This is a genomic window from Arcobacter sp. (assembly GCF_050300555.1).
In the GTDB taxonomy this organism is placed as follows: domain Bacteria; phylum Campylobacterota; class Campylobacteria; order Campylobacterales; family Arcobacteraceae; genus Arcobacter.
In genome coordinates, this window is sequence record NZ_JBNKXY010000009.1 from 41,391 (window position 1) to 62,707 (window position 21,317).

Below are 21,317 nucleotides of genomic sequence, written 5' to 3' on the forward strand. Positions count from 1 at the left end.
TTGAATGATTTAATGATATTTGATTATTTTATAAATCCAAATAAAAGAGTATTTTGGATTTATATTATTTCATCAATATTTTTGGCATTTTTATATTTTTTATATACTAAAAAAAGTAATAAAGCCATTTTTTCATCAAAGCTATGGCTACATCCAAGTGCAAAACTTGACTATAGTTACTTTATTTTAAGCTATTTTATAAATGCTTTTTTATTAATACCATTAATTATTAGTGCAAAAACAATAGCTTATAGCATAACAAAATTTTTATACTTGTACTTTGGAATGTTTGAACAAAATATATTTTCATATAAAGAGATTTTATTTTTATATACTTTATCACTTTTTATTTTTAGTGATTTCACAAGATATATTTTGCATAGACTTTTACATGAGATTCCTTTTTTATGGGAGTTTCATAAAGTACATCACAGTGCAAAGGTTTTAAATCCACTTACATTTTATAGGGTTCATCCTGTAGAAAATATTCTTTTTGGATTTCGATATAGCTTAAGCATTGGCTTTGTGACAGGAATATTTATATATTTTTTTGGTGCCATGATTGATATTTATATGGTATTGGGGGTAAATATTTTTATAGTTATTTTTTCTATACTTGGCTCAAATTTAAGGCATAGTCATATTCCATTTTCATATGGAAAATATCTAGAAAAAATCTTTATTTCACCAAAACAACACCAAATACATCATAGTAAAAAACATTTTAATAAAAATTATGGAGGTTACTTAGCAATATGGGATTATCTTTTTGGAAGTTTATGCCTTTCAAAAGATGTAAAAGTTTTAAAGTTTGGACTAAGAAAGGAGCAAATGAAAGAGTATAAAACTATCTTATCTCTTTTGATTTTTCCTTTCAAAAATTTATTTAATAGGAGACAATATGACAAAAATAATTATGGTAGCTAGTTTACTTTTCGTAAATATCTATGCTAGTGATTTAACACAAGAACAAATATTAGGAAAGACTCTATTCTTTGATAAAAACCTATCAAAAAATAGAACACAAGCCTGTGCAACCTGCCACAATCCTGATAGTGGATTTACAGATGATAGAGATAATGGTGTTGCTAAAATGGCATCATTAGGTGATAATGGAACATCAATCGGAGATAGAAGTGCACCAACTGCATCTTATGCAAAGTTCTCACCATTATTCCATTATGACAAAAAAGAAAAAGCCTATGTGGGTGGACAGTTTTGGGATGGAAGAGCTAATACTTTAGAAGATCAAGCAGGTGGTCCTCCTCTAAATCCAGATGAAATGGGTATGAGTAGTAAAAAAGAAATTATGAATAGGCTTTTAGAAAATCCATATTATGTGAAAAGTTTTAAAGATATTTATGGAAATGATATATTTAACAATCCTAAAAAAGCCTTTGAAGCCTTAACAAAATCAATTGCTAGTTTTGAAAGAAGTGATGAGCTATCACCTTTTGATTCTAAATATGATAGATTTTTAAGGGATGAGTATGACTTAACGGCTTTAGAAGATCTTGGTAAATCACTATTTTTCTCAAATAATAATAACTCTTGTGCCTCTTGTCACGTTTTAAAAGGTGAAGATAAAGAAGGAGAAACATTTACTAACTACCAATATCACAATATTGGAACACCAATAAATGAAAAGCTAAGAGCTAAAAATGGTGCAAAAAAACTAGATGATGGACTTTTAGCAAATCCAGCTGTAACAGGTACTGCACAAAGAGGAAAATATAAAGTTCCAACACTTAGAAATGTAGCGGTTACTGCTCCATATATGCACAATGGTGTCTTTAGTGATTTAAAAACTGTTATTGAATTTTATGATAAATACAATAACCCAGAACGTGTAATAAATCCAGAAACTGGTAAAAAATGGGCTGAACCTGAAATTGCTGATACTATTTCTAAAGAAGAGTTAAAAGCTAAAAAATTAACAGATAGAAAAGTTGAAGCACTTGTGGCATTTTTAAAACTACTTACTGATAAAAAGTATGAACATTTAATTAAAGAGTAACCATTTTAGGGAAGCTTTGTGAACTCTTCATAAAGCTCATCCCCAACTTTCTTTTCAAGCTTTAAAGTTATATTTATAGGTTTATTTCCCTCATAAGAGTTGCTATTACAAAGTCCAAGATAAATAAAAGGCTGAACTTTTTTATCTTCATGGGATATCTTTCTTACAAACAAATGTAGTCTTGTTTTATATTTGATATTTTGAACAAGCTTCAATCCATCACTTTTATCACTACTCATATTTGGTTTACTAACATAGGTAATCAGATTTTTATCTAAGAAGTTATTTTTATACTTTGAAGACTTAGACATCTTATCTTTTTGTAAAGTTATAAATAAAAAGAAATCATTCTTATACTTTAAAAAACCACTCCCCCTAAAGGAAGTATGGATTTTATCAAGATTACACACTAAAGCGATATTTAGCATATTATACTTTTCATAAAGTTTCAAAAATGGTAAACCATAATTTCTTTCTTTGAAAGTTTGTTTGTAAGTTATGATTCCATAATTTAAACTATGCTCTATAAAAGTTCTTGCTTCTTTTTTTTGTAATATCTGTTCAAACTCTTTTGTAATAAATAGTTTATCTTCTTTTAAATCCACAAGTTTTAGGTATCTTTGAATTTGTAACTTATCAAAGAACTCTTGATTTAGATATCTAAAAGAGTGTTTTATTGTATCTTTACAAACAAAATCTAACTCTTTATTTAGTAAATCAAAAATCTCTTTTTCTGTACAAGAAATATGAGTCAATAAATATTTTAATATTACAAACTCATAAAGCCTTTTTATGGGTAATAAAAATTCACAAAATCTTATGGCTTTTATGAAGTTCTCATCTTGGCATAAAGTTTTAATTTCATCTTTATCTTCAACTTTTTCCAAAAACTCTACATATGATTTTGACTCGGAGATAAAATCAAGTGGTGTAAGATGGTCACTAAAAGCAATATAATCTTCAAGCATAGGAATTTTATTTGAAAGTAAAGATTTAAACTCGTAGTATTTTTGTTTTAAATACCTCATCGAATGAAAATTCTCTTTTTCTATTTGCTCCAATACTCTTTTTTTAGATATCTCATCCATGCTAATAAAGGCATGGGGAATATTTGCAAAATCATTTGAAAGGGCGATTTTAAGACTCTCTTTATCTATAATCTTATCACCAAGTAATCCAAAGGCTACCATATAAGCTCTATTGTGATTACCAATAAAATCTAAAATTGTCACAAACTCTTTACTCTTATGTTTTCTTAATCCCCTACCTAACTGTTGTACAAAAACAATCGAAGAGTTTGTTGGTCTTAAAAAAAGTACACTATTTATGGAAGGGATATCAATACCCTCATTAAAAATATCTACGCTACAAATCACTTCTAAGTCATGGTTATCATCCTCTAAGTTTTTTATATACTCTTCTCTTTTTTCTATGGAGTCACCACTTGTCAATGATACAGATTTTATTCCTCTTTTACTAAACTCTTGCGCCATAAAGTTTGCATGCTCTTTTGAGGCACAAAAAGCTAAAGCTTTTCTTTTTTTACCATCATATGAATAAAAATCCATCTTTTCAATAATATAATCAACCCTCTTATTTATCATCAAAGCTTTTGAGAGTTGAGCTATATTTAAAATATCAATATTTTCATAATCTATTGATTCAATATCAGATATTCCATAGTAGTGAAATGGAGATATTAAACTATACTCTAAAGCATCATTAAGCCTTATATCACAAGCAATATTTTCATCAAAAACTTCATATACATTTCCCTCATCACTTCTATTTGGAGTTGCTGTAAGACCTAGTAAAAACTTTGGTTTAAAATATTTACAAACTTTTTTATAGCTAGGACTTGTAATATGGTGTGCTTCATCAATTACAATATAATCAAATTCATCTTTTAAGAAGTTCTTAAAATTTGAGCTCATAGTTTGAATAGTAGTGAACAAATACTGCTTATCCAACTCTTTTTTATTTCCAGTATATAAACCCATAGTTTTATTTGGAATAATTTTTTCAAAACTATCTTTTGCTTTTATTAAAATATTTTCCCTATGAACAATAAACAAAACTTTTTTAGCCCCATAGGCTTTTACATCAAAAGCTGCAAGATAGGTTTTTCCAGTACCTGTTGCTGCAAGGGCTAAAGCTTTTGTTTGATTTTTATATCTTAGGTGTTGTAAGTTATTTAAAGCCTCTTCTTGCATACTATTTAGGGTAAAGCTATTTTTATAAGAGAACTCTTCCATTTTATTTTTTTGATAGAAGTTTTCATACTCACTTATAAATGTACTATCCACCTCAAAACTTTGTTTAAATAAAGTATCAAACTCACTTAATATCTCATTTGTAAAAACATCATCTTTTTTTGAAACAGTTTTTATATTCCACTCAATATTACTTTTAAAAGCACTTGCTGTTATATTTGAAGACCCAAGAAGTATCTTATACTCATCTTCAAACTCAAAGATATAAGCTTTGGTATGAAAACCTTTTTGGAAATGATTTGTATCATAAATTTTAAGCTCAATATTTTCATATTCAAGTAGTTTTTTTAAGGCTTTTGGTTGGGTAAAGTTTAGATAAGTGGAGGTGAGAATCTTGCCTTTTATTCCATTTTTTTGGCAAAATTCCAAACTATCAAGTAGAAGCTGAACTCCTGAAAAGTTTATAAAAGCTACAGAGAAGTAGTAACTTTTACACTCTTTTAAAAGTTTTGTTAAATGGGTATAAAAATTACTATTAGCCCCATTTGTAATAAGTGAGTTCACTTTATTTTAATTTTTCTTTTAAGATAACTTTACCTATTTCAACACCTGGTTGGTCATAGGTATTTATTTGTACAAATTTTCCTACAATTGAAGTTAATAACTCATATGAAAACATTAGTTTCCCGATATTAAATTCATCTTGTGATTGGATGGTTATCACATCACATGGTATATCATCTAAGCCCTCAATTGCCTCAATTGTTGCATCAGCTTGTTTGTTTATTAAATCTTTAAATTTAATATTATTTAAATAATCTAACTCTTCCAAACCTTCCAAAGATAAATTAGGAATAGTCATCTCATCTTCAAACTCTTCTATTTTTATAAAGGTAACCGTTTTATCTCTTTTACCCTCAACTATTAGTTGTAAAAAAGAGTGTTGGTCAATTGGTCCTACTAATCCTATAGGAGTTAAGGCTTGTTTAGTTCCATTGATATTTATTTTTCCTAAACTCTCACCCCAAAGTTGAACATACCATTTATTAAAACCTTCAAGTAAGAGTGAATATGAAAATACAACATTAATATTAAATCTATTTTTATTTTCAACCAAAAATCTAGCTTTTTCCATAAGTAAGTCATAATACTCATTTTGAGAAAAAAAGCTATCACTTACTTCTTGACAACCTTTTAATAAAGCATCTATATCTAAGCCCATAATTGCTAAGGGTACAAGTCCAACAGTTGAAAATACAGAAAATCTACCACCTACATCTTTTGGAATTTCAAAGGTTTTCATACCCCTTGCTTTTGCAAAAGTTTTTAACTTACTATCATTTTCTGTTATACATATGGTATTTTTTGAATTTATATTTATAAGTGTATGTAAATACTTCAAAATACTAACTGTTTCAACTGTAGTTCCCGATTTACTTATGATTATAAAAAGGGTATCATTTAGATTTATTTTACTAATTCTTCTTTGTAAATCTAAAGGATCAGTTGACTCTAAAAAATGAAGTTTTTTATCATTTTCTTTATGTAATAAAAACTTATGAATAGCAAAAGTTCCTAAAGAACTTCCTCCAATTCCCACAACTACAATATCTTTTTGAGTTACAGTTTTTGCAAACTCTTTTATCTCACTTGCATCTTGATAAGGAAGATTATAATATCCAATATAACTTTTCTCTTTTTTTATTCTTTCAAATATCTCTTTATTTGATTTTATTTGATAAAAATTTTTGTTATATTTCATTTTCTTTTTCTTTATTATAAAAATGATTTGTAGCTTCTACAAAACCCTCTATACTTCCACAGTCAAATCTTTTCCCCTTAAATTTATACCCTATTACCATATTCTCTTTTGCTTGTGTCATAAGAGCATCAGTGATTTGAAGTTCACCACCTTTTCCAGGTTTTGTATTTCTTATAATCTCATAAATATCAGGGGTTAAAATATATCTTCCAATAATTGCTAGATTTGATGGTGCATCTTTAGGGTCTGGTTTTTCAACCATATTACTTATTACAAAAATACCCTCTTCTATCTCTTTTCCTTCTATTACCCCATATTTATATGTTTCATCTTTTGGTACTTCTTCAATGGCAACTATTGAGCATTTGTACTTTTCATAAAGTTCTACCATTTGGGCTAAAACTCCCTTCCCTTCATGGTCACACAAATCATCTGCAAGTATTACAGCAAAAGGCTCATCACCAATTAATGTTTCGCCACCAGTTAAAATTGCATGTCCAAGACCTTTCATCTCTATTTGTCTAGTATATGAAAAAGTACATTTTGTAATAACATCTCTAATTTCAGTTAAGTAGTGTTCTTTATTAGTGCCTTTTATTTGATGCTCCAACTCATATGATATATCAAAATGATCTTCAATAGCTCTTTTACCTCGTCCTGTAACTATTGCCATAGTATCCATACCAGCAGCGATTGCTTCTTCTACTCCATATTGAATAAGTGGTTTAGTTAAAATTGGAAGCATCTCTTTAGGTGTTGCTTTAGTTGCAGGTAAAAATCTTGTCCCATATCCAGCTGCTGGGAAAAGACATTTTTTAATAGGTTTTTGTTTCATAAAAGTATCTCATTTAATTATAAATTTTAAAGATTGTAACAAAAAAGCATTTATAAAATACTTGTAATAGGAAAATTATTTTGCTCTTATATTTTAAACACTAACTTGTATATACAAGTTGTAATTACCCTGTAACTTTTCAGACCTATACTTTCGATATAAAATTTTGAAAGGATAGTGAAAATGACAAAAGTATTTGATTATGAATTAGTTTACAACTATTTATTAAACCTAATAAATACAGAACTAAAAGAACATAATAGAATACCTTCAGAAAATACTTTATGTGAAAAATTCAAACTATCTAGACTTACAGTGAGACAAGGTATCAATAAACTTAAGAATGAAGGCTATTTATACTCTAGAAGAGGAAGTGGAAATTTTGTTAATCCTAAAAAAATCACCTATACAATCTCTTCAAATACAACTTTTACAAACGAAATAATAAAACTAAACAAAGTACCATCAATCAAACTTTTAGAGATGAAAACAATAAAAGCCAATAAAGAAATTGCAACTAAATTAAATATTAGATTATCTGAAGAAGTTTTATATATAAAAAATCTAAGATTTGTTGATGATATACCTTTTTTATTTGCAGAATATTATATGAATAAAGCACCTTTACCTAATATAGAAAATCTTATTCCAAATACAAACTCTATTTCAAAATTATATAAAGATAGTTATAAATTAGAGCCCCTAAGAGATCGTTCTGATATTGATATAACATCAACTAATTATATATCTAAACAAATTTTTAATGTACAAAATGATTTACCAATTATTAAAATCTCTACAAAAACAACAGACAAAAAATCAAATCAAACCATAGACTACTGTTACTCTTATTTTAGAAGTGATATGACAAAAATTATAGTTGATTATAAGGATAACAATAATGATTAAAATGAAAAACCTAACTTTAGGTTATAAAAAAGAAAAAATATTAAACAAACTAAACCTAAAAATTGAAAAAGGAGAGTTTGTTGGAATCATAGGTCCAAGTGGTGCAGGGAAATCAACTCTTCTTATGTCAGTTGTAGGTGGAATAAAAGTATTTAATGGTGAGTTTGAAGTATTAAATTATGATATGGATAAAATTAAGAAAAAAGATTTAGTAAAATTAAGAGAACAAATTGGAATAATCTTTCAAGGCTATAATTTAGTAGATAGACTAAGTGTTCTTGATAATGTTATTAGTGGAATGTTAAAAGATATTCCAATGGCAAGAGCAATTATTAAATACTACAAAGAAAAAGAACTAAAGAAAGTACAAAAACTCCTCCAAATAGTTGATATAGAAAAACATTCATCAAAAAGATGTGATGAATTAAGTGGAGGTCAAAGGCAAAGGGTAGCAATAGCTAGAGCATTAGCAAGTGAACCTAAAATAATATTAGCTGATGAACCTATTTCTGCACTTGACCAAAAAAGTGCAAAAAAAGTAATGGAAATATTAGAAAAAATCAACAAAGAATTAAAAGTAACTATCATAGCAAACCTACATCATCTTGAAATTGCAGAAAAATATTGTACAAGAATTATTGGTATCAATAAAGGTAAAGTAATTTTTGATGGTAAATCAAATGAACTAAATGAAAAAATACTAGAAAAAATCTATGAAGGTGAGACTTTAGAAGAACATGAACTAGATTAGATAACTAAATAGCTCTTACTTGAGAATTTTGGCGAATCATGAAGCAAGAGCTAATCCTATAGCTATTTTGGTGAATTATTGCAAAATAATTGAACAACTACACTACAAAATAGATTTTGTAGTGTACCTAATCTCAAATTTAAAAGGTATAAACTATGAGAAGAAATTTCTTGAAAAAACTTGGACTTGCAACTCTTGCATTGACATTAAGTTCTTCAACTTTAAGTGCTAACCCACAAAATTGGCCAAAAGAAGTTACATTTGGAGTTATTCCTGTAGCTGGAACAACAAGTATTAAAGATACATTTGGTGCACTTGCAAACTACTTAGAAAAAACATTAGGTGTAAAAGTAAAATTACAATCTGCTGGAGATTATGCTGGAGTTATTACTGCTATGCAACACAAACACGTTGATATTGCATATTTTGGACCAAAATCTTATGTTGAAGCTGCTAAAAGAGCTGGTGCAGAAGCTGTAGCAACAGAAATAGATGCAGAATCTGGACTTCCTGGGTATAAAGGAATTATTATTACTAAAAAAGGTAGTGGTCTTAAAACTTTAGAAGATATCAAAGGTAAAACTTGGGCATTCACTGATTCAAATTCAACTTCTGGAACTTTAGTACCTACTGTTATGTTCTCTAAAAAAGGTATCAATCCACAAAATTATTTTTCAAAAGTTCTTTATTCTGGTGGACATGAAGCTTCAATTCTATCTGTAAAAGCTGGAAAAGTTGATGCTGCATCTACTAATAATCTTGATTACAACAGAGGTTTAGGTAAACACTGGAACGAAAATGATTTTAATATTATTTGGACTTCTGAATTAATTCCAGGTTCACCAATGACTGTAAGAAAAGATCTTCCAACTTCATTTAAAATGGCAGTAAAAGGTGCATTCCTTTCTTTAACAGATAAAAAGATTTTAGGACAAATGAAAATCGCTGGTTATGCTTCAGGAGATGATAGTTTTTATAATCCTGTAAGAGAATTAATCGAATTAAAAAAATCTTTAAAAAAGAAACAATAGTTAAAAAAATAGTTGGCTTTTTGCCAACTATTTAATTAAAAATAATAAATTTAAAAAAGCTTTTTTAGAAATCTTTTTTAAATTTATAAAAAGGAAAAACATGTCTATAGAGGTGTTAAAAAAAGAGTCTAATCCCTTTAAACTTTTTAATATCATTTTACTTTCTATCTTAATATACATTATTATTCAAAGTTGGATTGATACAGAGATGAGTTTTACTGGACTTATTAGTGGATGGGATAGTATGGTTTCATATATTAAAGGAAATCCAGAGATAGAAGGAAGTTCATATTTTCCTCCAATTTTATATAAAGATGATTTAAATACTTATTTTTGGGCAATGTTAGAAACTGTTCAAATGGCAATTATTGCTTTAGTTTTATCTATTTTACTAGCTATTCCATTGTCATATATCACATCAAGAAATATTTTGCAAATACTTATTCCTGGAAAAACGATTTACCATGAGACAATGAGAAAATCCCTTTATGCTTTTGGAACTTTTATAGCTAATATTTGTAGGTCAGTAAATGAACTTGTATGGGCATTAATCTTCGTAAGTGCAGTTGGTCTTGGACCAATGGCAGGTATTTTAGCCTTAGGAATTCATACAGCAGGAGTTCTTAGCAAACTTTTAAGTGAAGGAAATGAAGCTATAGATCCAGGTCCTGTTGAAGCCTTAGCAAGTAGTGGGGCTGGTTTTATAAAAATCTTAGTATATGCAGTTATTCCTCAAACTATGCCCCACTTTATCTCAATGGTTTTATATAGATTTGAAAGTGATGTAAGAAGTGCATCAATTTTAGGTTTTGTAGGTGCTGGTGGTATTGGATTTTATCTTTTTGATAAATTAAGAGGTTTTGAAAATGGTCATGTTTGTACAATCTTGATTTTTATTATTGTTACAGTTTGGGCTTTAGATAATTTAAGTGCACTTATTAGAAAAAGGTTTATTTAAAAATGGAAATTCAAAGAGAAGATTTAAATTATATATTACAACAAGCACCACTTGAAAAGTTAGAAAAACTTTATAAAAAAGTTGATGAAAGCTTTGGAATAACTGTTCTTAGTCAACCTTCAAGTCAAACTTTATTGGTACCAGTAAAAGACCCTATAAGTGGTGGGGAATTTTATGCAGGAGAAGTTTTAGTTACAAGTACAATTGTAGAGGTAAATAAAAATAAAGGTTGGTCAATGGTTCAAGATGAAAATGAACAATTATCCCTTTATATAGCATCACTTGATGCGGTATTTGAAGAAAAAGATTTCAAAAATGAGATTATAACTCTTTGTTTAGAGACAAATAATTATATACAAGAACAAAAAAATATATTAAATAAAAAAGTTAACTCTACAAGAGTTAGCTTCGATTTAATGGAAGGCTAAGAGATGAATACAACTGATATAGAACAAAACAACAGAGAAAACTTTAGATGTTTGCTAGATACTTTTTCCATGCCAGGAACAGTAAAAAATATAAATAAACTTTTTGACTCTTACACTTTAGCAATAGCAAGTGTACTTTTATATTCAGAGGTTACTTATTTAAATTTGACAAAAGAAGACTTTTCAATTATTGATGCAATTACAAACTCAAAAGAGAGTACAGTTGAAGAAACAGACTATCTTTTTTGTGACAGTTTAAAAGATGTTTTACGTGTGATTAAAAAAGGTACCCACTTAAACCCTGACTACTCTTGTACTATTATTTGCCTTTGTGACTCTTTTGATGGTGAAAACATTACCTTAAGAGGTCCTGGAATAAATAACCAAAGAGATGAAAACTATCCTGTAAATAAAGAGTTTATTGAAGAGTTTAATAACAACAATATCTCTTATCCATTGGGAAATGAAATAGTATTTTTAAATAAAAACAATGGACAAATCAAGTCTTTATGTAGAACAACAAAACTGGAGATTGCATAATGGGTTATGTTGCCATAAAAGGTGGAGAAGAAGCCATTGAAAACTCTTTAAATTTTTATGAAGAGACACTTCAAAATTCAAATAAAATTCAAACCGAAAATATTACTACTGGTTTAAGATTTGCAGTTGATAAAGTTATGAGTGAAGGCTCACTTTATAGTAAAAAACTAGCTTCAATTGCTATAAAAAAAAGTGCTGGTGATTTACTAAATGCTGCATTTTTCCTAAGAGCTCATAGAAGTTCTTGCCAAAGAATAGGAATAGCAAAAACTATTGATACAAATGAAATGCACATACAAAGAAGAATATCATCAGCTTTTAAAGATATACAAGGTGGACAGATTTTAGGAGCTTCAAATGACTATGAAGTAAAACTAATTTTAAACAATATTCACCAAAGCAAAAAATGGGAACATTTTAGTAGTGAAGATAACATAATAAAAAGTGCCCTAAGCCCACTAAGAGAAAAAAATTTAGTAAAAAAACTAAAAGCTGATGAAGAGATATCTGATATTACAAGAGTTTTCCCAGAACCTCCATATCCAAGAAGTGCTGTTATGCAAACTATGTGCAGAGGTGAAGCTGGCTCTATGTTAGGTTTTGCTTATACTTCTATTCGAGGTTATGGGGATGTTCACCCAACTATTGGAGATATTAGAACAGGAACTTGCCAAGTTAAGTTTACACACCCTTTTACAAAAAAAGAGGTAAAGGTAGCCACTTTAGATGTAACAGCTTGTGAAAGTGCTGGAACTTTTGAAAAACAAGAAGATGGTGAAGTAAAACTCACCACTGGTTTTGGTTTTTGTTTTGGTTTTAATGAAACAAAGGCAATCAGTATGAGCATATTAGATTTAAGTATGTATAGTGCCAAATTTAGTGTTGGAGAAAAAGAGTTTGCAAGTGATATTGAGATGATTATTCATCATATTGATGGAGTTGACTCTATGGGATTTACAAATCACTTCAAACTACCACACTATGTTACATTTCAATCAGATTTACAAGTCTTTTCAAATGCAGCAAATTTTGCAAAGGATAATAAATGAGATATGCTTTTTTAGATGAAGATGCAAAAAAAGAGATAAGACGTGCAACTTTAAAAGCTGTAGCCATTCCTGGATATATTGTCTCATTTGCTTCTAGAGAAATGCCCATAGCAAGAGGTTGGGGAACAGGTGGAATACAACTTACCCTATCACTTATAAAAGAAGATGATACCTTAAAAGTTATCGACCAAGGTTGTGATGGAAGTGTAAATGCAGTTAATATTAGAAATTTTATTACTTCTGTTACCCAAGATAAAACTACAACTGATACCTTAAAAGCAACGCTGATACAAACTAGACATAGAATTCCAGAAGAGCCTTTAAGTGAAGGTCAAATTTTGGTATTTCAAGTGCCTATGCCCGATATTTTAGAAACAGTTGAGCCAGATACTTATAAAGCAAGAATTATGCACGCAAATGCCGATTATTCAAAACTTTGGGTTTTACTTTATGAAGATACTTCTTTATTTGGAGATAGTCGTATTTCAAATAGATATCCAGTAATTGTAGAAAATAGATATGCCATGGATCCAAGTCCTATTCCAAAATATGACACAACAAAACTTGGTAACTCAAAAGCTCTACAACTTTTTGGTGCAGGACGGGAGAAAAAAATCTATGCTATACCTCCATATAGTGATGTACAGCCTTTAAAATTTGAAGATAGAGAGTTTCAAGTTGAGAAATTTGAAGATAAAGAGTGTAAAAGATGTGGAAATAGTGGAGTATTTTTGGACCAAGTTTATGATAAAGAGGGAAAGGTAAACTACTATTGTAGTGATACTTCTTATTGTGATAAAACACTAGAGAAAAAGGGTAAATAATGGTACTACAAATAAAAGATTTATCAAAAATATTTGGAGTATCTTGTCCTAAGTGTTTAGAAGATACAGGAGCCAATACTAACTCATCTATTTGCCCCCACTGTAATGCAGTAGTTGGAGTAAACAATGTAAATTTGGAGTTAAAAAAAGGTGAGGTTTTAGGAATAGTAGGTGAAAGTGGTAGTGGAAAGTCAACACTTTTACAACTAATTTATCAAGATCAAAAAGCCTCTCTTGGAGAGATTTTTATAGAAGATTTCAAAGACAAAAATGGAAATAAAAAAGATATAAATAAAGCTAGCTTAAATGATATGAATTATTTAAGAAATACTTTGATGTCTATGATATATCAAAACCCAAGATTAGGGCTAAATTATAGATTTAGTGCTGGTGGAAATATTGCAGAAAAAGTAATCATGGGTGGAAATAAAAGATATGATGAGATAAGAAATATAGCCCAATATTTCTTAGATAAAACAGAGATACCAGTTAGTAGAATAGATGATTATCCAGATAGATTTTCAGGTGGTCAGCAACAAAGAATACAAATATCAAAAGCCCTATCAAGTAATCCTAAACTTTTACTTTTAGATGAGCCAACTACAGGTCTTGATTTATCAGTTCAGGCTAAGATTTTGGATTTAATAAAAGTTCTGCAAAAAGAGATTGGTTTTTCTATGGTAATTGTATCCCATGATTTGGGTGTTATAAAACACTTAACAGATATAACAGTTGTAATGAAAAATGGACAAATAGTAGAAAAAGGTCTAACTGATCAAATCTTAGAAGACCCACAACATCCATATACTCAACTTCTTGTATCTAGTATATTGTAAGGTTTAAAATGGAAAAAATAAAAGTAAGAAATCTACATAAAGAGTTTACTGTACATACAAGAGGTGGACTTAAAATAAATGGTTACCATGATATAAGCTTTGAATTAAATAAAGGGGAATTTTTATCTTTATATGGGCCAAGTGGTTTAGGAAAATCTTCTGTTTTAAAAGCCTTATATAGAACATATACTACAACAAGTGGTGAGATATTGTTTAATTGTGAAGATGGAAAGATACTTGATATTGCAACTGCTAGTGAGAGTGAAATACTTCATTTAAGAAAAGAGCATTTAGGATATGTATCTCAATTTTTACAAGTATTACCAAGAATTAGTGCAGTTGATATTGTGGCACAACCTTTAATTGATAAAGGTGAAGATGAAGAAAAAGCAAAAGAAAAAGCAAAAGAGATGTTAAGCTTTTTAAATATCAAAGAAGAACTTTTTGATATCTCTCCTTTAACTTTTAGTGGTGGGGAACAACAGCGAGTAAATATTGCAAAGGGAATTATAGCTCCAAAATCAGTACTTTTACTTGATGAGCCAACAGCCTCATTAGATAAAACAAACACTAATAAAGTAATCGACAAGTTATTAGAAATAAAAAAAGATGGGGTAACCATGATTGGTATTTTCCATGATATGGATTGTATGAAAAGAATCAGTGATAAGATTTATGATATGAAGGAAAAAAGATATGCAAACAATCATTAGAAGTACAAAGGTACTCATTGATGGTAAATTTCAAGGGGCTGATGTTGTAATCCAAGGGGATAAAATAACAGCCGTTTGCCCTTATAAAAGTGTTGATGTGGCAATTGATTTGGGTGAGCGAAGAGTTGTACCTGGCTTTGTAGATTTACATGGAGATGCCATTGAAAAAGAGCTAGAGCCACGACCAGGAGCTAAATTTCCAACTAAAATGGCAGTAATAGAATTAGACAAAAAACTCTCTATGGCAGGAGTTACTACAATGTATCACGCTGTTGGTTTTAATGATGAAGAATTAAGCAAAGGAAGAGGAACTGAACAATCAAGGGAACTAATAGAAGAGATTTATGAGGCAAATAAAGCTCACTTAGGAGTTGATAATTTAGTTCATGCAAGATTTGAAATTACAAGTGAAAGCTCACTTGAAACTATCAAAAAACTTATTACCAAAAATAAAGTAGATATGTTATCTATCATGGATCACAGTCCAGGACAAGGACAATTTAAAACTTTAGAATCATGGAAAAAGTATCACTTAAGTGCATATACAATTGATGCAGAAGATGTTGATGAGTATATTGAGAAAAAGTTATCTAAAGATAAAGTTGGTATCGTTGAAGATTTAGTAAAATTTGGACTTGAACATAATATTCCAGTTCTTAGTCATGATGATGATTGTGAAGATAAATTAAATACTTTGAAAGCTTTAGGAGTTACTTTTTCTGAATTTCCTTTGAGTGTTGAAGTTGCACAAAAAGCAAAAGAGTTAGGAATAAGTACAGGAATGGGTGCGCCAAATGTTGTTCGAGGTGGTAGCCAAAGTGGAAATATTGCAGCTCGTGAATTGATTAAACAAGGAGTGTGCGATTACTTATGTAGTGATTATCATCCAGCTTCATTGTTACTTAGTCCTTATAGACTTAAAGAAGATGTTAATTTAGAACTTGAAAAAGGTTTTGCAATGATTAGTTCAACTCCTGCAAAGCTAGCAAACTTAAATGATAGGGGTGAAATCTTAGAAGGAAAATTAGCAGATATTGTTGTAATAGATGAATCTCATTTCCCAAAAGTTGTACTTACATTTAAAAACGGTGAAGTTGTTTACAATGGAATTAGAGGTTTCAAAATATAATGTACCAGATAAAATCATTTAATACAAAAGATAAAAGTATATTAAAAAAAGAGCCAAATATTGACTCTTCAAGTATGATTAAAAATTGTACCCTAGGTAAATATGTAGAAATAGGTGCAAATAACAATCTGCAAGATAGTATTATTGATGATTATTCTTATACAAGTGAAAACTGTCAAATTATTTACTCTACAATTAAAAAGTTTGTAAATATAGCTTCTTATGTTAGATTAAATCCTAGCCAACATCCTATGTCTTGGGCAAGTCAACATCATATGTTATATAGAAAAGAGTTATTTGGTTTTGGATTAGATGATGAAAGCTTTTTTGACTGGAGACGCGAAAGTAGAGTTGAAATTGGAAATGATGTATGGATAGGACACAATGTAGTTATTATGGGCAATGTAACTATTGGAAATGGTGCAGTTATAGGAAGTAGTTCAGTTGTAACAAAAGATATCCCACCCTTTGCCATAGCTGTTGGAAATCCAGCTAAAATCATAAGATATAGATTTGATAAAAAGACAATTGAAGATTTACAAAATATTGCTTGGTGGGATTGGAAACATAAAAAAATCAAAAACTCAATTGAAGATTTTAAAAGTATTGAGTTATTTATTGAAAAGTACAAAAAATGAAACAAATAGTTTTAATAGTTGGTTCTAGTGGTGTAGGTAAAGATACTCTTTTAAGAAATATTGAAAATAAAATAGAAGCAAATTTTATAAAAAGATATATTACAAGAAAACCAGATGAAAATGAGCATAACTATTATATAGATGATATTGCCTTTGAAAAATTAAAAAATGATAGCTTTTTTATCTCCACATGGGAAGCCCATAACAATAAATATGCCATTGCAAAAAACCAAATTAAATCTGGGTTAAATATTATCTCTATATCAAGGTCTGTAATTAAAGACTTTGAAGATAATTTTGAAAATGTAATTACCATAGAAATAACTCTTCCAAAAGATATTTTATATAAAAGATTAAAAAATAGAGCAAGGGAGAGTGAGCAAAATATACAAAAAAGACTCGCTAGAAGTTATAAAAAAATTGATGCTACAAATATCATACAATTTGATAACTCAACTTCTCTTGATATATCAATTTCAAACTTTATTATTTTATTAGAAAGAATAAAAAATGAATCAATCATTTAATATAGCAACTTATAATTTATGGAAAAATTGTGGCAATTTTCCTAAAAGAATTCATAAGATTGGAGATAATCTAAAAAATCTTGATTTTATTTGTTTTCAAGAAGACTATGAAGATCTATCATTTTCAAGTAGTGATACTATTAATAAAATATTAGGATTTCATAAAATTACATTGCCCCTACGCACAAAAAAAAGAGATGGACAAAAATCAAGTTCAAACCTAACAATTTTATCAAAGTATAAACTATCTCATTTGGAAGATATCTATTTTAATAAAAATGAAGAAGATGAAAGAGGTGCCCAATTTGTTCAACTAGAATTTAATGATAAAAAAGTAACCATTGTAAATACTCACTTAACAAATCTAAGCTATCAAGGTAGGATGAATCAAATAGATATTATAAGATACAAACTTGAAAAATACAAAAGTGATATTACGATAATCTGTGGAGATATGAATTCAAATAGTAACTCAAAAGAGATAAAAAAAATAAAAAGATGTGGATATAATACAGTAAATGAACTAGCAACCTATGAAGATGACTTGATATTAGATTATATTTTCTATAAAAGTAGTTTTGATGTGGATGTAAAATCAAAAATAAGTATTAAAAATTTGAGTGATCATTATTGTTTAGAAAATAGTTTTATTTGGTAAAATTACAAAAGAGGTAATATGAAACTAGATTTTTTAGGTACTGCAGATAGTGGTGGAATTCCTATACATAATTGTAAATGTCTTATTTGTGAAGAGTATAGAAAAAATAATAAAATCAATCTAGCCACAAGTGCTTATATAACTTGTGAAAATGGTGAAATTATTTTAATTGATGCAGGTATTGAAAATATTTCATCTATCTTTGATAATAAAAAAATCAAAGCAATATTACTTACTCATTTTCATCCCGACCATACATTAGGACTTTTAAGGCTTAGATATAGTGCTGATAAAATTGATTGTTATCATCCTAAAGATGAAAAAGGTTTTGCCGATCTTTTTAAACATACAAAAGCTATAAATTACATTCAAAATAGTGCTTTTAATCCTATAAAAATATATGAACTCACCTTTACCCCTATACCATTGCAACACTCAAAAAATACTACAGGATATCTAATAGAAGATAAAAATAAAACCATAGCTTACTTAACCGACTGTGCTGGTATATCAGATGAATCTATGGACTTTTTATTATCAAAAAAGATTGATGAGTGTTTTATAGATGCAGGACTTGCCCCAAATTTTAATAATGGTAACCATTTAAACTATGAAGAAGCTATAAAACTTCTAGATAAAATAAATGCTAAAAAATCACATCTAATTCATGCTTCTCATCATACGTTGAGTTACTTAAAATCAAATAACATTAAATTGAAATATGATTTTTACAATGTTTGATTTTATTTCAATGAATCAAATTGTATAATTCAAAAAATTAATTATGTAGGATAGATAATGAATAAAGTTGTACTTAAATCAAAAGAAAATAAAAAGTTTAGTTTACACTGTCCATTTACAAATGAAAAACTTGATAATGACAATAACTCTTTTGAAATATATGAAGGAGCAGGAAATTATCTATTTTCTTTATGTGAAGATTGTTTATTTTTTGATGCTGGAAATAATGAAGAAATTGAAAAATATTGGAAGAATTCAGCACTTGAAGCCATAGAACAATTTATTAAAAATCATGCAGAAGAAAATATTTTGGTTATTGAAGTATCAGATAAAGAAGATACTTATTTTTATGGTTTCTTAAATGAAGAGAATATAGAACTTACTCCAGAAGAGATAGAAAAAAGATTTATTAGATAAATATAGCAAAGTAGCCAATATAAAATAGGCTTCTCTTAGTGCTTTATATATTTATCTAATTAAAGTTAAATAATTAAATATAACTTTTTTCCTAAGAAAATAACCTCAATACATTTTGAGAAGTAGCAAATGCCTGTGACATTGCATAAGAACCTGCTTGGGATATCACATTTAGTTTGTTAAAATTTGATGACTCTTCTGCATAATCTACATCTCTTATGATTGATTCTGCTGCTGCTACATTTGTACTTTGTGTCATTAGATTTCTAACAGCACTTTCTACTTGATTTTGAGTTGAACCTATATCACTTCTATATGTATTTAATCTACTTATTGCACTATCTACTACACCTTGAAATCTATGTGCCATTTGTTGTGTAAATTGTCCTGCTTGTAGATTTTTCAGTGCAGCTAAAGTTTGTCCACCAACTAAAGTACCACTTGCATTTGATGTTACACTTACAGTTGCACTATCAGATAGGTTTGTAACTAAAAGATTATTTGCATTTTGAACTGATATTGTTCCACTTGCTGTAGTTTCTTTTATATTCATAGAGGCTATAGAGTAGTCATCACTAAAGGAGATACTTCCTTGACTTATTGTAAATCCACCACCACTTTTTGTTATAGTTGTACCAGAAGACAAGGTAACTGTAACACCATTTAATGTTTCACTATTATTTACTCCATCTATATCCATAGAGAGTGCATTTAACAAGTCATATGTAGTTTCATCTAGATTTGAAATAGTTCCTGAAGTTCCTGTTAGATTTATTGTATTTACATCACCACTTAGGTTTACATTTGTTGCACTTCCATCAGTTGCATCTATTGTAGCACTGTTTCCATCTCCACCAATTGAGAATATCATAGATTCACCAACTGACATTAGGTTATTTCTTGTAGAAGAACCAGTTGTTTGGTCTATAGCTTCACTTCCTCCACCAAGACCTAAAGTATTTGATTGAATACTAAAATTATTAATCAAATCACCTGAAGATTCTCCTATTTGAAAACTTAATCCTGAAGATACTGTTGTTACACTACTTGATGTAGTTGATGTACTACTTGATGTACTTGACGCTGTTGTATATGTCCCTGAGATTGTAATATCCACAGTTGAAAGAGCACTATTACTCAAAGAAGTTAATACTCCACCACTATAAGAGTATGAAGATGTAGCGGTACCACCAGCAATTTCAGCAATTACAAATGAATTATTTCCAAAATCTATATCATATCCATTAGAAATTGTATAAACCCCACCCCCCCAATCAAAAACATCACCTCCTAAGCTACTAAGAAAATTTTGAGTTGCAACATCAGTAGTAGAAAGCCCATAATTATTCGTAGTATTAGTTATCAATTTTCCACCCGTACCTGATAATGATACTATAGAGGCAAAGTAATTTGCAGATGTAAAAGTAATATCATAACTTGTTGCTTCATTTACTAAGCCATTATAGCTATCACCTGCTGTTAGTGTTTGAGTGCTTAGGGTATTGGTTTTAGAACTAGAACTTGATGAGGAACTTACACTTGAAGTAGTAGAGTTTATTGTTTTTAAGCTAGGTTCCAAAAGCTTTGTACCGTTATAATTTGTTTGTTGTGCTATATTGTCTAACTGTTGAAGTAATTTTTGAATATCTTTTCTTATAGCTTCTCTTCCATCATCTGAAGTAGTATCTGTATTAGCTTGTACAAGCTTTGATTTTACTATGTCTAATATCTTAGATTGTTCTGCCATAGATTTATCTGCTATTTGAAGCAGACTAATTGCTGAGTTTCCATTATCAATACCTTGATTTAAACTTGTCACTTGAGTTCTAAGTTTTTCAGCAATAGATAGCCCCGATGCATCATCACTTGCTTTGTTTATTTTTAAACCTGTACTTAACTTCTCTAAAGAGTTTGTAATTCTAATATTGTTCAAATTAGAATTTTCTTGAACTACCAGTGCTGAAACATTTGTATTGACTCGCAATTTGTTTTCCTATATAAAAAAATTAATTGAATTCTATTTCAACTTTTCTTAATATTAGCTTACAAATATAACAACTTAATAACTTTTTTTTATATTTTTTATTATTGACATTTATTTAAATCATGTAAAAATTGTAGTTGTATAAAAGATATATAGTGGCAGACAGGATGGGATTCGAACCCACGGTAGTTTTAGCTACACTTCGCTTCCAACGAAGTACCTTCAACCTCTCAGACACCTGTCTATAAGTAAATAGGCCGTAAGTATACTTTTAAAACTATTAATAATGTTTTAAAATCAATATATAAGTAAAAAGAATTTAAATTATCCCTATTGTTATGTTTATAGGGATAATTT

General features: G+C 28.9%; 22 protein-coding genes and 1 tRNA gene. 18 read left to right on the forward strand and 5 right to left on the reverse strand.

Translation table 11 applies throughout. The features are described 5' to 3' along the window. A complete protein-coding gene (locus tag ACQY5W_RS08120; protein ID WP_428024461.1) occupies nt 1-927 on the forward strand; it encodes a sterol desaturase family protein in 927 nt (308 codons plus the stop codon). Beyond that, the gene (locus ACQY5W_RS08125) at nt 902-2,017 is read left to right on the forward strand and encodes a cytochrome-c peroxidase (protein ID WP_428024462.1); all 1,116 of its coding nucleotides are present in this window, start codon (nt 902-904) and stop codon (nt 2,015-2,017) included. Before ACQY5W_RS08120 ends, ACQY5W_RS08125 begins: the two co-directional genes overlap by 26 nt. Before the next feature lie 5 nt (nt 2,018-2,022). On the opposite strand, the gene ACQY5W_RS08130 is transcribed toward ACQY5W_RS08125, so the two are convergent. The 3 genes from ACQY5W_RS08130 to galU are packed head-to-tail and all read right to left on the reverse strand — an operon-like array spanning nt 2,023 to nt 6,827. Then, on the reverse strand, nt 2,023-4,794 hold the full coding sequence (locus ACQY5W_RS08130; protein WP_428024463.1) for a DEAD/DEAH box helicase: 2,772 nt from the start codon (nt 4,792-4,794) through the stop codon (nt 2,023-2,025). Nucleotide 4,795: 1 nt separating this feature from the next. After that, nucleotides 4,796-5,992 carry a glucose-6-phosphate isomerase gene (locus ACQY5W_RS08135; RefSeq protein WP_428024464.1) on the reverse strand — a complete coding sequence of 399 codons (1,197 nt, stop codon included), beginning with the start codon at nt 5,990-5,992 and terminating at the stop codon, nt 4,796-4,798. Then, nucleotides 5,982-6,827, reverse strand: a complete 846-nt coding sequence (galU, locus tag ACQY5W_RS08140; protein ID WP_428024465.1) for a UTP--glucose-1-phosphate uridylyltransferase GalU — start codon at nt 6,825-6,827, stop codon at nt 5,982-5,984. The genes ACQY5W_RS08135 and galU overlap by 11 nt, the downstream gene beginning before the upstream one ends. A 183-nt stretch (nt 6,828-7,010) precedes the next feature. On the opposite strand from galU, the gene ACQY5W_RS08145 reads away from it, so the two are divergent. The 16 genes from ACQY5W_RS08145 (at nt 7,011) to ACQY5W_RS08220 (ending at nt 18,976) form a co-directional block, all read left to right on the forward strand. Further along, entirely contained in the window at nt 7,011-7,736 is a 726-nt protein-coding gene (locus ACQY5W_RS08145; protein ID WP_428024466.1) for a GntR family transcriptional regulator, read from the forward strand. Next, the gene (gene phnC, locus ACQY5W_RS08150) at nt 7,729-8,487 is read left to right on the forward strand and encodes a phosphonate ABC transporter ATP-binding protein (RefSeq protein ID WP_428024467.1); all 759 of its coding nucleotides are present in this window, start codon (nt 7,729-7,731) and stop codon (nt 8,485-8,487) included. The genes ACQY5W_RS08145 and phnC overlap by 8 nt, the downstream gene beginning before the upstream one ends. A gap of 155 nt (nt 8,488-8,642) precedes the next feature. Continuing rightward, the gene (gene phnD, locus ACQY5W_RS08155; RefSeq protein ID WP_428024468.1) at nt 8,643-9,518 is read left to right on the forward strand and encodes a phosphonate ABC transporter substrate-binding protein; all 876 of its coding nucleotides are present in this window, start codon (nt 8,643-8,645) and stop codon (nt 9,516-9,518) included. Between the two features lie 100 nt (nt 9,519-9,618). Beyond that, nucleotides 9,619-10,476 carry a phosphonate ABC transporter, permease protein PhnE gene (gene phnE / locus ACQY5W_RS08160; protein WP_428024469.1) on the forward strand — a complete coding sequence of 286 codons (858 nt, stop codon included), beginning with the start codon at nt 9,619-9,621 and terminating at the stop codon, nt 10,474-10,476. Between the two features lie 2 nt (nt 10,477-10,478). Next, nucleotides 10,479-10,904, forward strand: a complete 426-nt coding sequence (locus ACQY5W_RS08165; RefSeq protein ID WP_428024470.1) for a phosphonate C-P lyase system protein PhnG — start codon at nt 10,479-10,481, stop codon at nt 10,902-10,904. A 3-nt stretch (nt 10,905-10,907) separates the two neighbouring features. After that, nucleotides 10,908-11,444 carry a phosphonate C-P lyase system protein PhnH gene (locus ACQY5W_RS08170; RefSeq protein WP_428024471.1) on the forward strand — a complete coding sequence of 179 codons (537 nt, stop codon included), beginning with the start codon at nt 10,908-10,910 and terminating at the stop codon, nt 11,442-11,444. Beyond that, nucleotides 11,444-12,493 (forward strand): carbon-phosphorus lyase complex subunit PhnI, encoded by a 1,050-nt coding sequence (locus ACQY5W_RS08175; protein ID WP_428024472.1) that lies wholly within the window; start codon nt 11,444-11,446, stop codon nt 12,491-12,493. The genes ACQY5W_RS08170 and ACQY5W_RS08175 overlap by 1 nt, the downstream gene beginning before the upstream one ends. Continuing rightward, nucleotides 12,490-13,317: an alpha-D-ribose 1-methylphosphonate 5-phosphate C-P-lyase PhnJ gene (locus ACQY5W_RS08180; protein ID WP_428024473.1), complete on the forward strand. Its 828-nt coding sequence runs from the start codon at nt 12,490-12,492 to the stop codon at nt 13,315-13,317. The genes ACQY5W_RS08175 and ACQY5W_RS08180 overlap by 4 nt, the downstream gene beginning before the upstream one ends. Then, on the forward strand, nt 13,317-14,153 hold the full coding sequence (locus ACQY5W_RS08185; protein WP_428024474.1) for an ATP-binding cassette domain-containing protein: 837 nt from the start codon (nt 13,317-13,319) through the stop codon (nt 14,151-14,153). The genes ACQY5W_RS08180 and ACQY5W_RS08185 overlap by 1 nt, the downstream gene beginning before the upstream one ends. 8 nt (nt 14,154-14,161) lie before the next feature. Then, nucleotides 14,162-14,866: a phosphonate C-P lyase system protein PhnL gene (phnL, locus tag ACQY5W_RS08190; RefSeq protein ID WP_428024475.1), complete on the forward strand. Its 705-nt coding sequence runs from the start codon at nt 14,162-14,164 to the stop codon at nt 14,864-14,866. Then, nucleotides 14,850-15,995, forward strand: a complete 1,146-nt coding sequence (locus ACQY5W_RS08195; protein ID WP_428024476.1) for an alpha-D-ribose 1-methylphosphonate 5-triphosphate diphosphatase — start codon at nt 14,850-14,852, stop codon at nt 15,993-15,995. The genes phnL and ACQY5W_RS08195 overlap by 17 nt, the downstream gene beginning before the upstream one ends. Continuing rightward, complete coding sequence (locus tag ACQY5W_RS08200) at nt 15,995-16,633, forward strand: acetyltransferase (protein WP_428024477.1); 639 nt, start codon at nt 15,995-15,997, stop codon at nt 16,631-16,633. Before ACQY5W_RS08195 ends, ACQY5W_RS08200 begins: the two co-directional genes overlap by 1 nt. Continuing rightward, complete coding sequence (locus ACQY5W_RS08205; protein WP_428024478.1) at nt 16,630-17,160, forward strand: hypothetical protein; 531 nt, start codon at nt 16,630-16,632, stop codon at nt 17,158-17,160. Before ACQY5W_RS08200 ends, ACQY5W_RS08205 begins: the two co-directional genes overlap by 4 nt. Further along, a complete protein-coding gene (locus tag ACQY5W_RS08210; RefSeq protein WP_428024479.1) occupies nt 17,144-17,818 on the forward strand; it encodes an endonuclease/exonuclease/phosphatase family protein in 675 nt (224 codons plus the stop codon). The genes ACQY5W_RS08205 and ACQY5W_RS08210 overlap by 17 nt, the downstream gene beginning before the upstream one ends. An 18-nt stretch (nt 17,819-17,836) precedes the next feature. Next, nucleotides 17,837-18,559 carry an MBL fold metallo-hydrolase gene (locus ACQY5W_RS08215; RefSeq protein ID WP_428024480.1) on the forward strand — a complete coding sequence of 241 codons (723 nt, stop codon included), beginning with the start codon at nt 17,837-17,839 and terminating at the stop codon, nt 18,557-18,559. Nucleotides 18,560-18,616: 57 nt separating this feature from the next. Beyond that, nucleotides 18,617-18,976, forward strand: coding sequence for a hypothetical protein (locus tag ACQY5W_RS08220; RefSeq protein ID WP_428024481.1), 360 nt, complete (start codon nt 18,617-18,619; stop codon nt 18,974-18,976). Between the two features lie 91 nt (nt 18,977-19,067). On the opposite strand, the gene ACQY5W_RS08225 is transcribed toward ACQY5W_RS08220, so the two are convergent. Both ACQY5W_RS08225 and ACQY5W_RS08230 read right to left on the reverse strand, forming a co-directional pair. Further along, complete coding sequence (locus ACQY5W_RS08225) at nt 19,068-20,960, reverse strand: flagellin (protein ID WP_428024482.1); 1,893 nt, start codon at nt 20,958-20,960, stop codon at nt 19,068-19,070. Nucleotides 20,961-21,116: 156 nt separating this feature from the next. Further along, nucleotides 21,117-21,204, reverse strand: a tRNA-Ser gene (locus ACQY5W_RS08230). Between the last annotated feature and the right edge of the window lie 113 nt (nt 21,205-21,317).

What these genes read in the sequence shown, in the direction of transcription:
- ACQY5W_RS08125 (WP_428024462.1), top strand. Translation starts at nt 902, where the DNA reads ATGACAAAAATAATTATGGTAGCTAGTTTACTTTTCGTAAATATCTAT.
- ACQY5W_RS08135 (WP_428024464.1), bottom strand. Translation starts at nt 5,992, where the DNA reads ATGAAATATAACAAAAATTTTTATCAAATAAAATCAAATAAAGAGATA.
- galU (WP_428024465.1), bottom strand. Translation starts at nt 6,827, where the DNA reads ATGAAACAAAAACCTATTAAAAAATGTCTTTTCCCAGCAGCTGGATAT.
- ACQY5W_RS08145 (WP_428024466.1), top strand. Translation starts at nt 7,011, where the DNA reads ATGACAAAAGTATTTGATTATGAATTAGTTTACAACTATTTATTAAAC.
- phnC (WP_428024467.1), top strand. Translation starts at nt 7,729, where the DNA reads ATGATTAAAATGAAAAACCTAACTTTAGGTTATAAAAAAGAAAAAATA.
- phnD (WP_428024468.1), top strand. Translation starts at nt 8,643, where the DNA reads ATGAGAAGAAATTTCTTGAAAAAACTTGGACTTGCAACTCTTGCATTG.
- phnE (WP_428024469.1), top strand. Translation starts at nt 9,619, where the DNA reads ATGTCTATAGAGGTGTTAAAAAAAGAGTCTAATCCCTTTAAACTTTTT.
- ACQY5W_RS08165 (WP_428024470.1), top strand. Translation starts at nt 10,479, where the DNA reads ATGGAAATTCAAAGAGAAGATTTAAATTATATATTACAACAAGCACCA.
- ACQY5W_RS08170 (WP_428024471.1), top strand. Translation starts at nt 10,908, where the DNA reads ATGAATACAACTGATATAGAACAAAACAACAGAGAAAACTTTAGATGT.
- ACQY5W_RS08175 (WP_428024472.1), top strand. Translation starts at nt 11,444, where the DNA reads ATGGGTTATGTTGCCATAAAAGGTGGAGAAGAAGCCATTGAAAACTCT.
- ACQY5W_RS08180 (WP_428024473.1), top strand. Translation starts at nt 12,490, where the DNA reads ATGAGATATGCTTTTTTAGATGAAGATGCAAAAAAAGAGATAAGACGT.
- ACQY5W_RS08185 (WP_428024474.1), top strand. Translation starts at nt 13,317, where the DNA reads ATGGTACTACAAATAAAAGATTTATCAAAAATATTTGGAGTATCTTGT.
- phnL (WP_428024475.1), top strand. Translation starts at nt 14,162, where the DNA reads ATGGAAAAAATAAAAGTAAGAAATCTACATAAAGAGTTTACTGTACAT.
- ACQY5W_RS08195 (WP_428024476.1), top strand. Translation starts at nt 14,850, where the DNA reads ATGCAAACAATCATTAGAAGTACAAAGGTACTCATTGATGGTAAATTT.
- ACQY5W_RS08200 (WP_428024477.1), top strand. Translation starts at nt 15,995, where the DNA reads ATGTACCAGATAAAATCATTTAATACAAAAGATAAAAGTATATTAAAA.
- ACQY5W_RS08205 (WP_428024478.1), top strand. Translation starts at nt 16,630, where the DNA reads ATGAAACAAATAGTTTTAATAGTTGGTTCTAGTGGTGTAGGTAAAGAT.
- ACQY5W_RS08210 (WP_428024479.1), top strand. Translation starts at nt 17,144, where the DNA reads ATGAATCAATCATTTAATATAGCAACTTATAATTTATGGAAAAATTGT.
- ACQY5W_RS08215 (WP_428024480.1), top strand. Translation starts at nt 17,837, where the DNA reads ATGAAACTAGATTTTTTAGGTACTGCAGATAGTGGTGGAATTCCTATA.
- ACQY5W_RS08220 (WP_428024481.1), top strand. Translation starts at nt 18,617, where the DNA reads ATGAATAAAGTTGTACTTAAATCAAAAGAAAATAAAAAGTTTAGTTTA.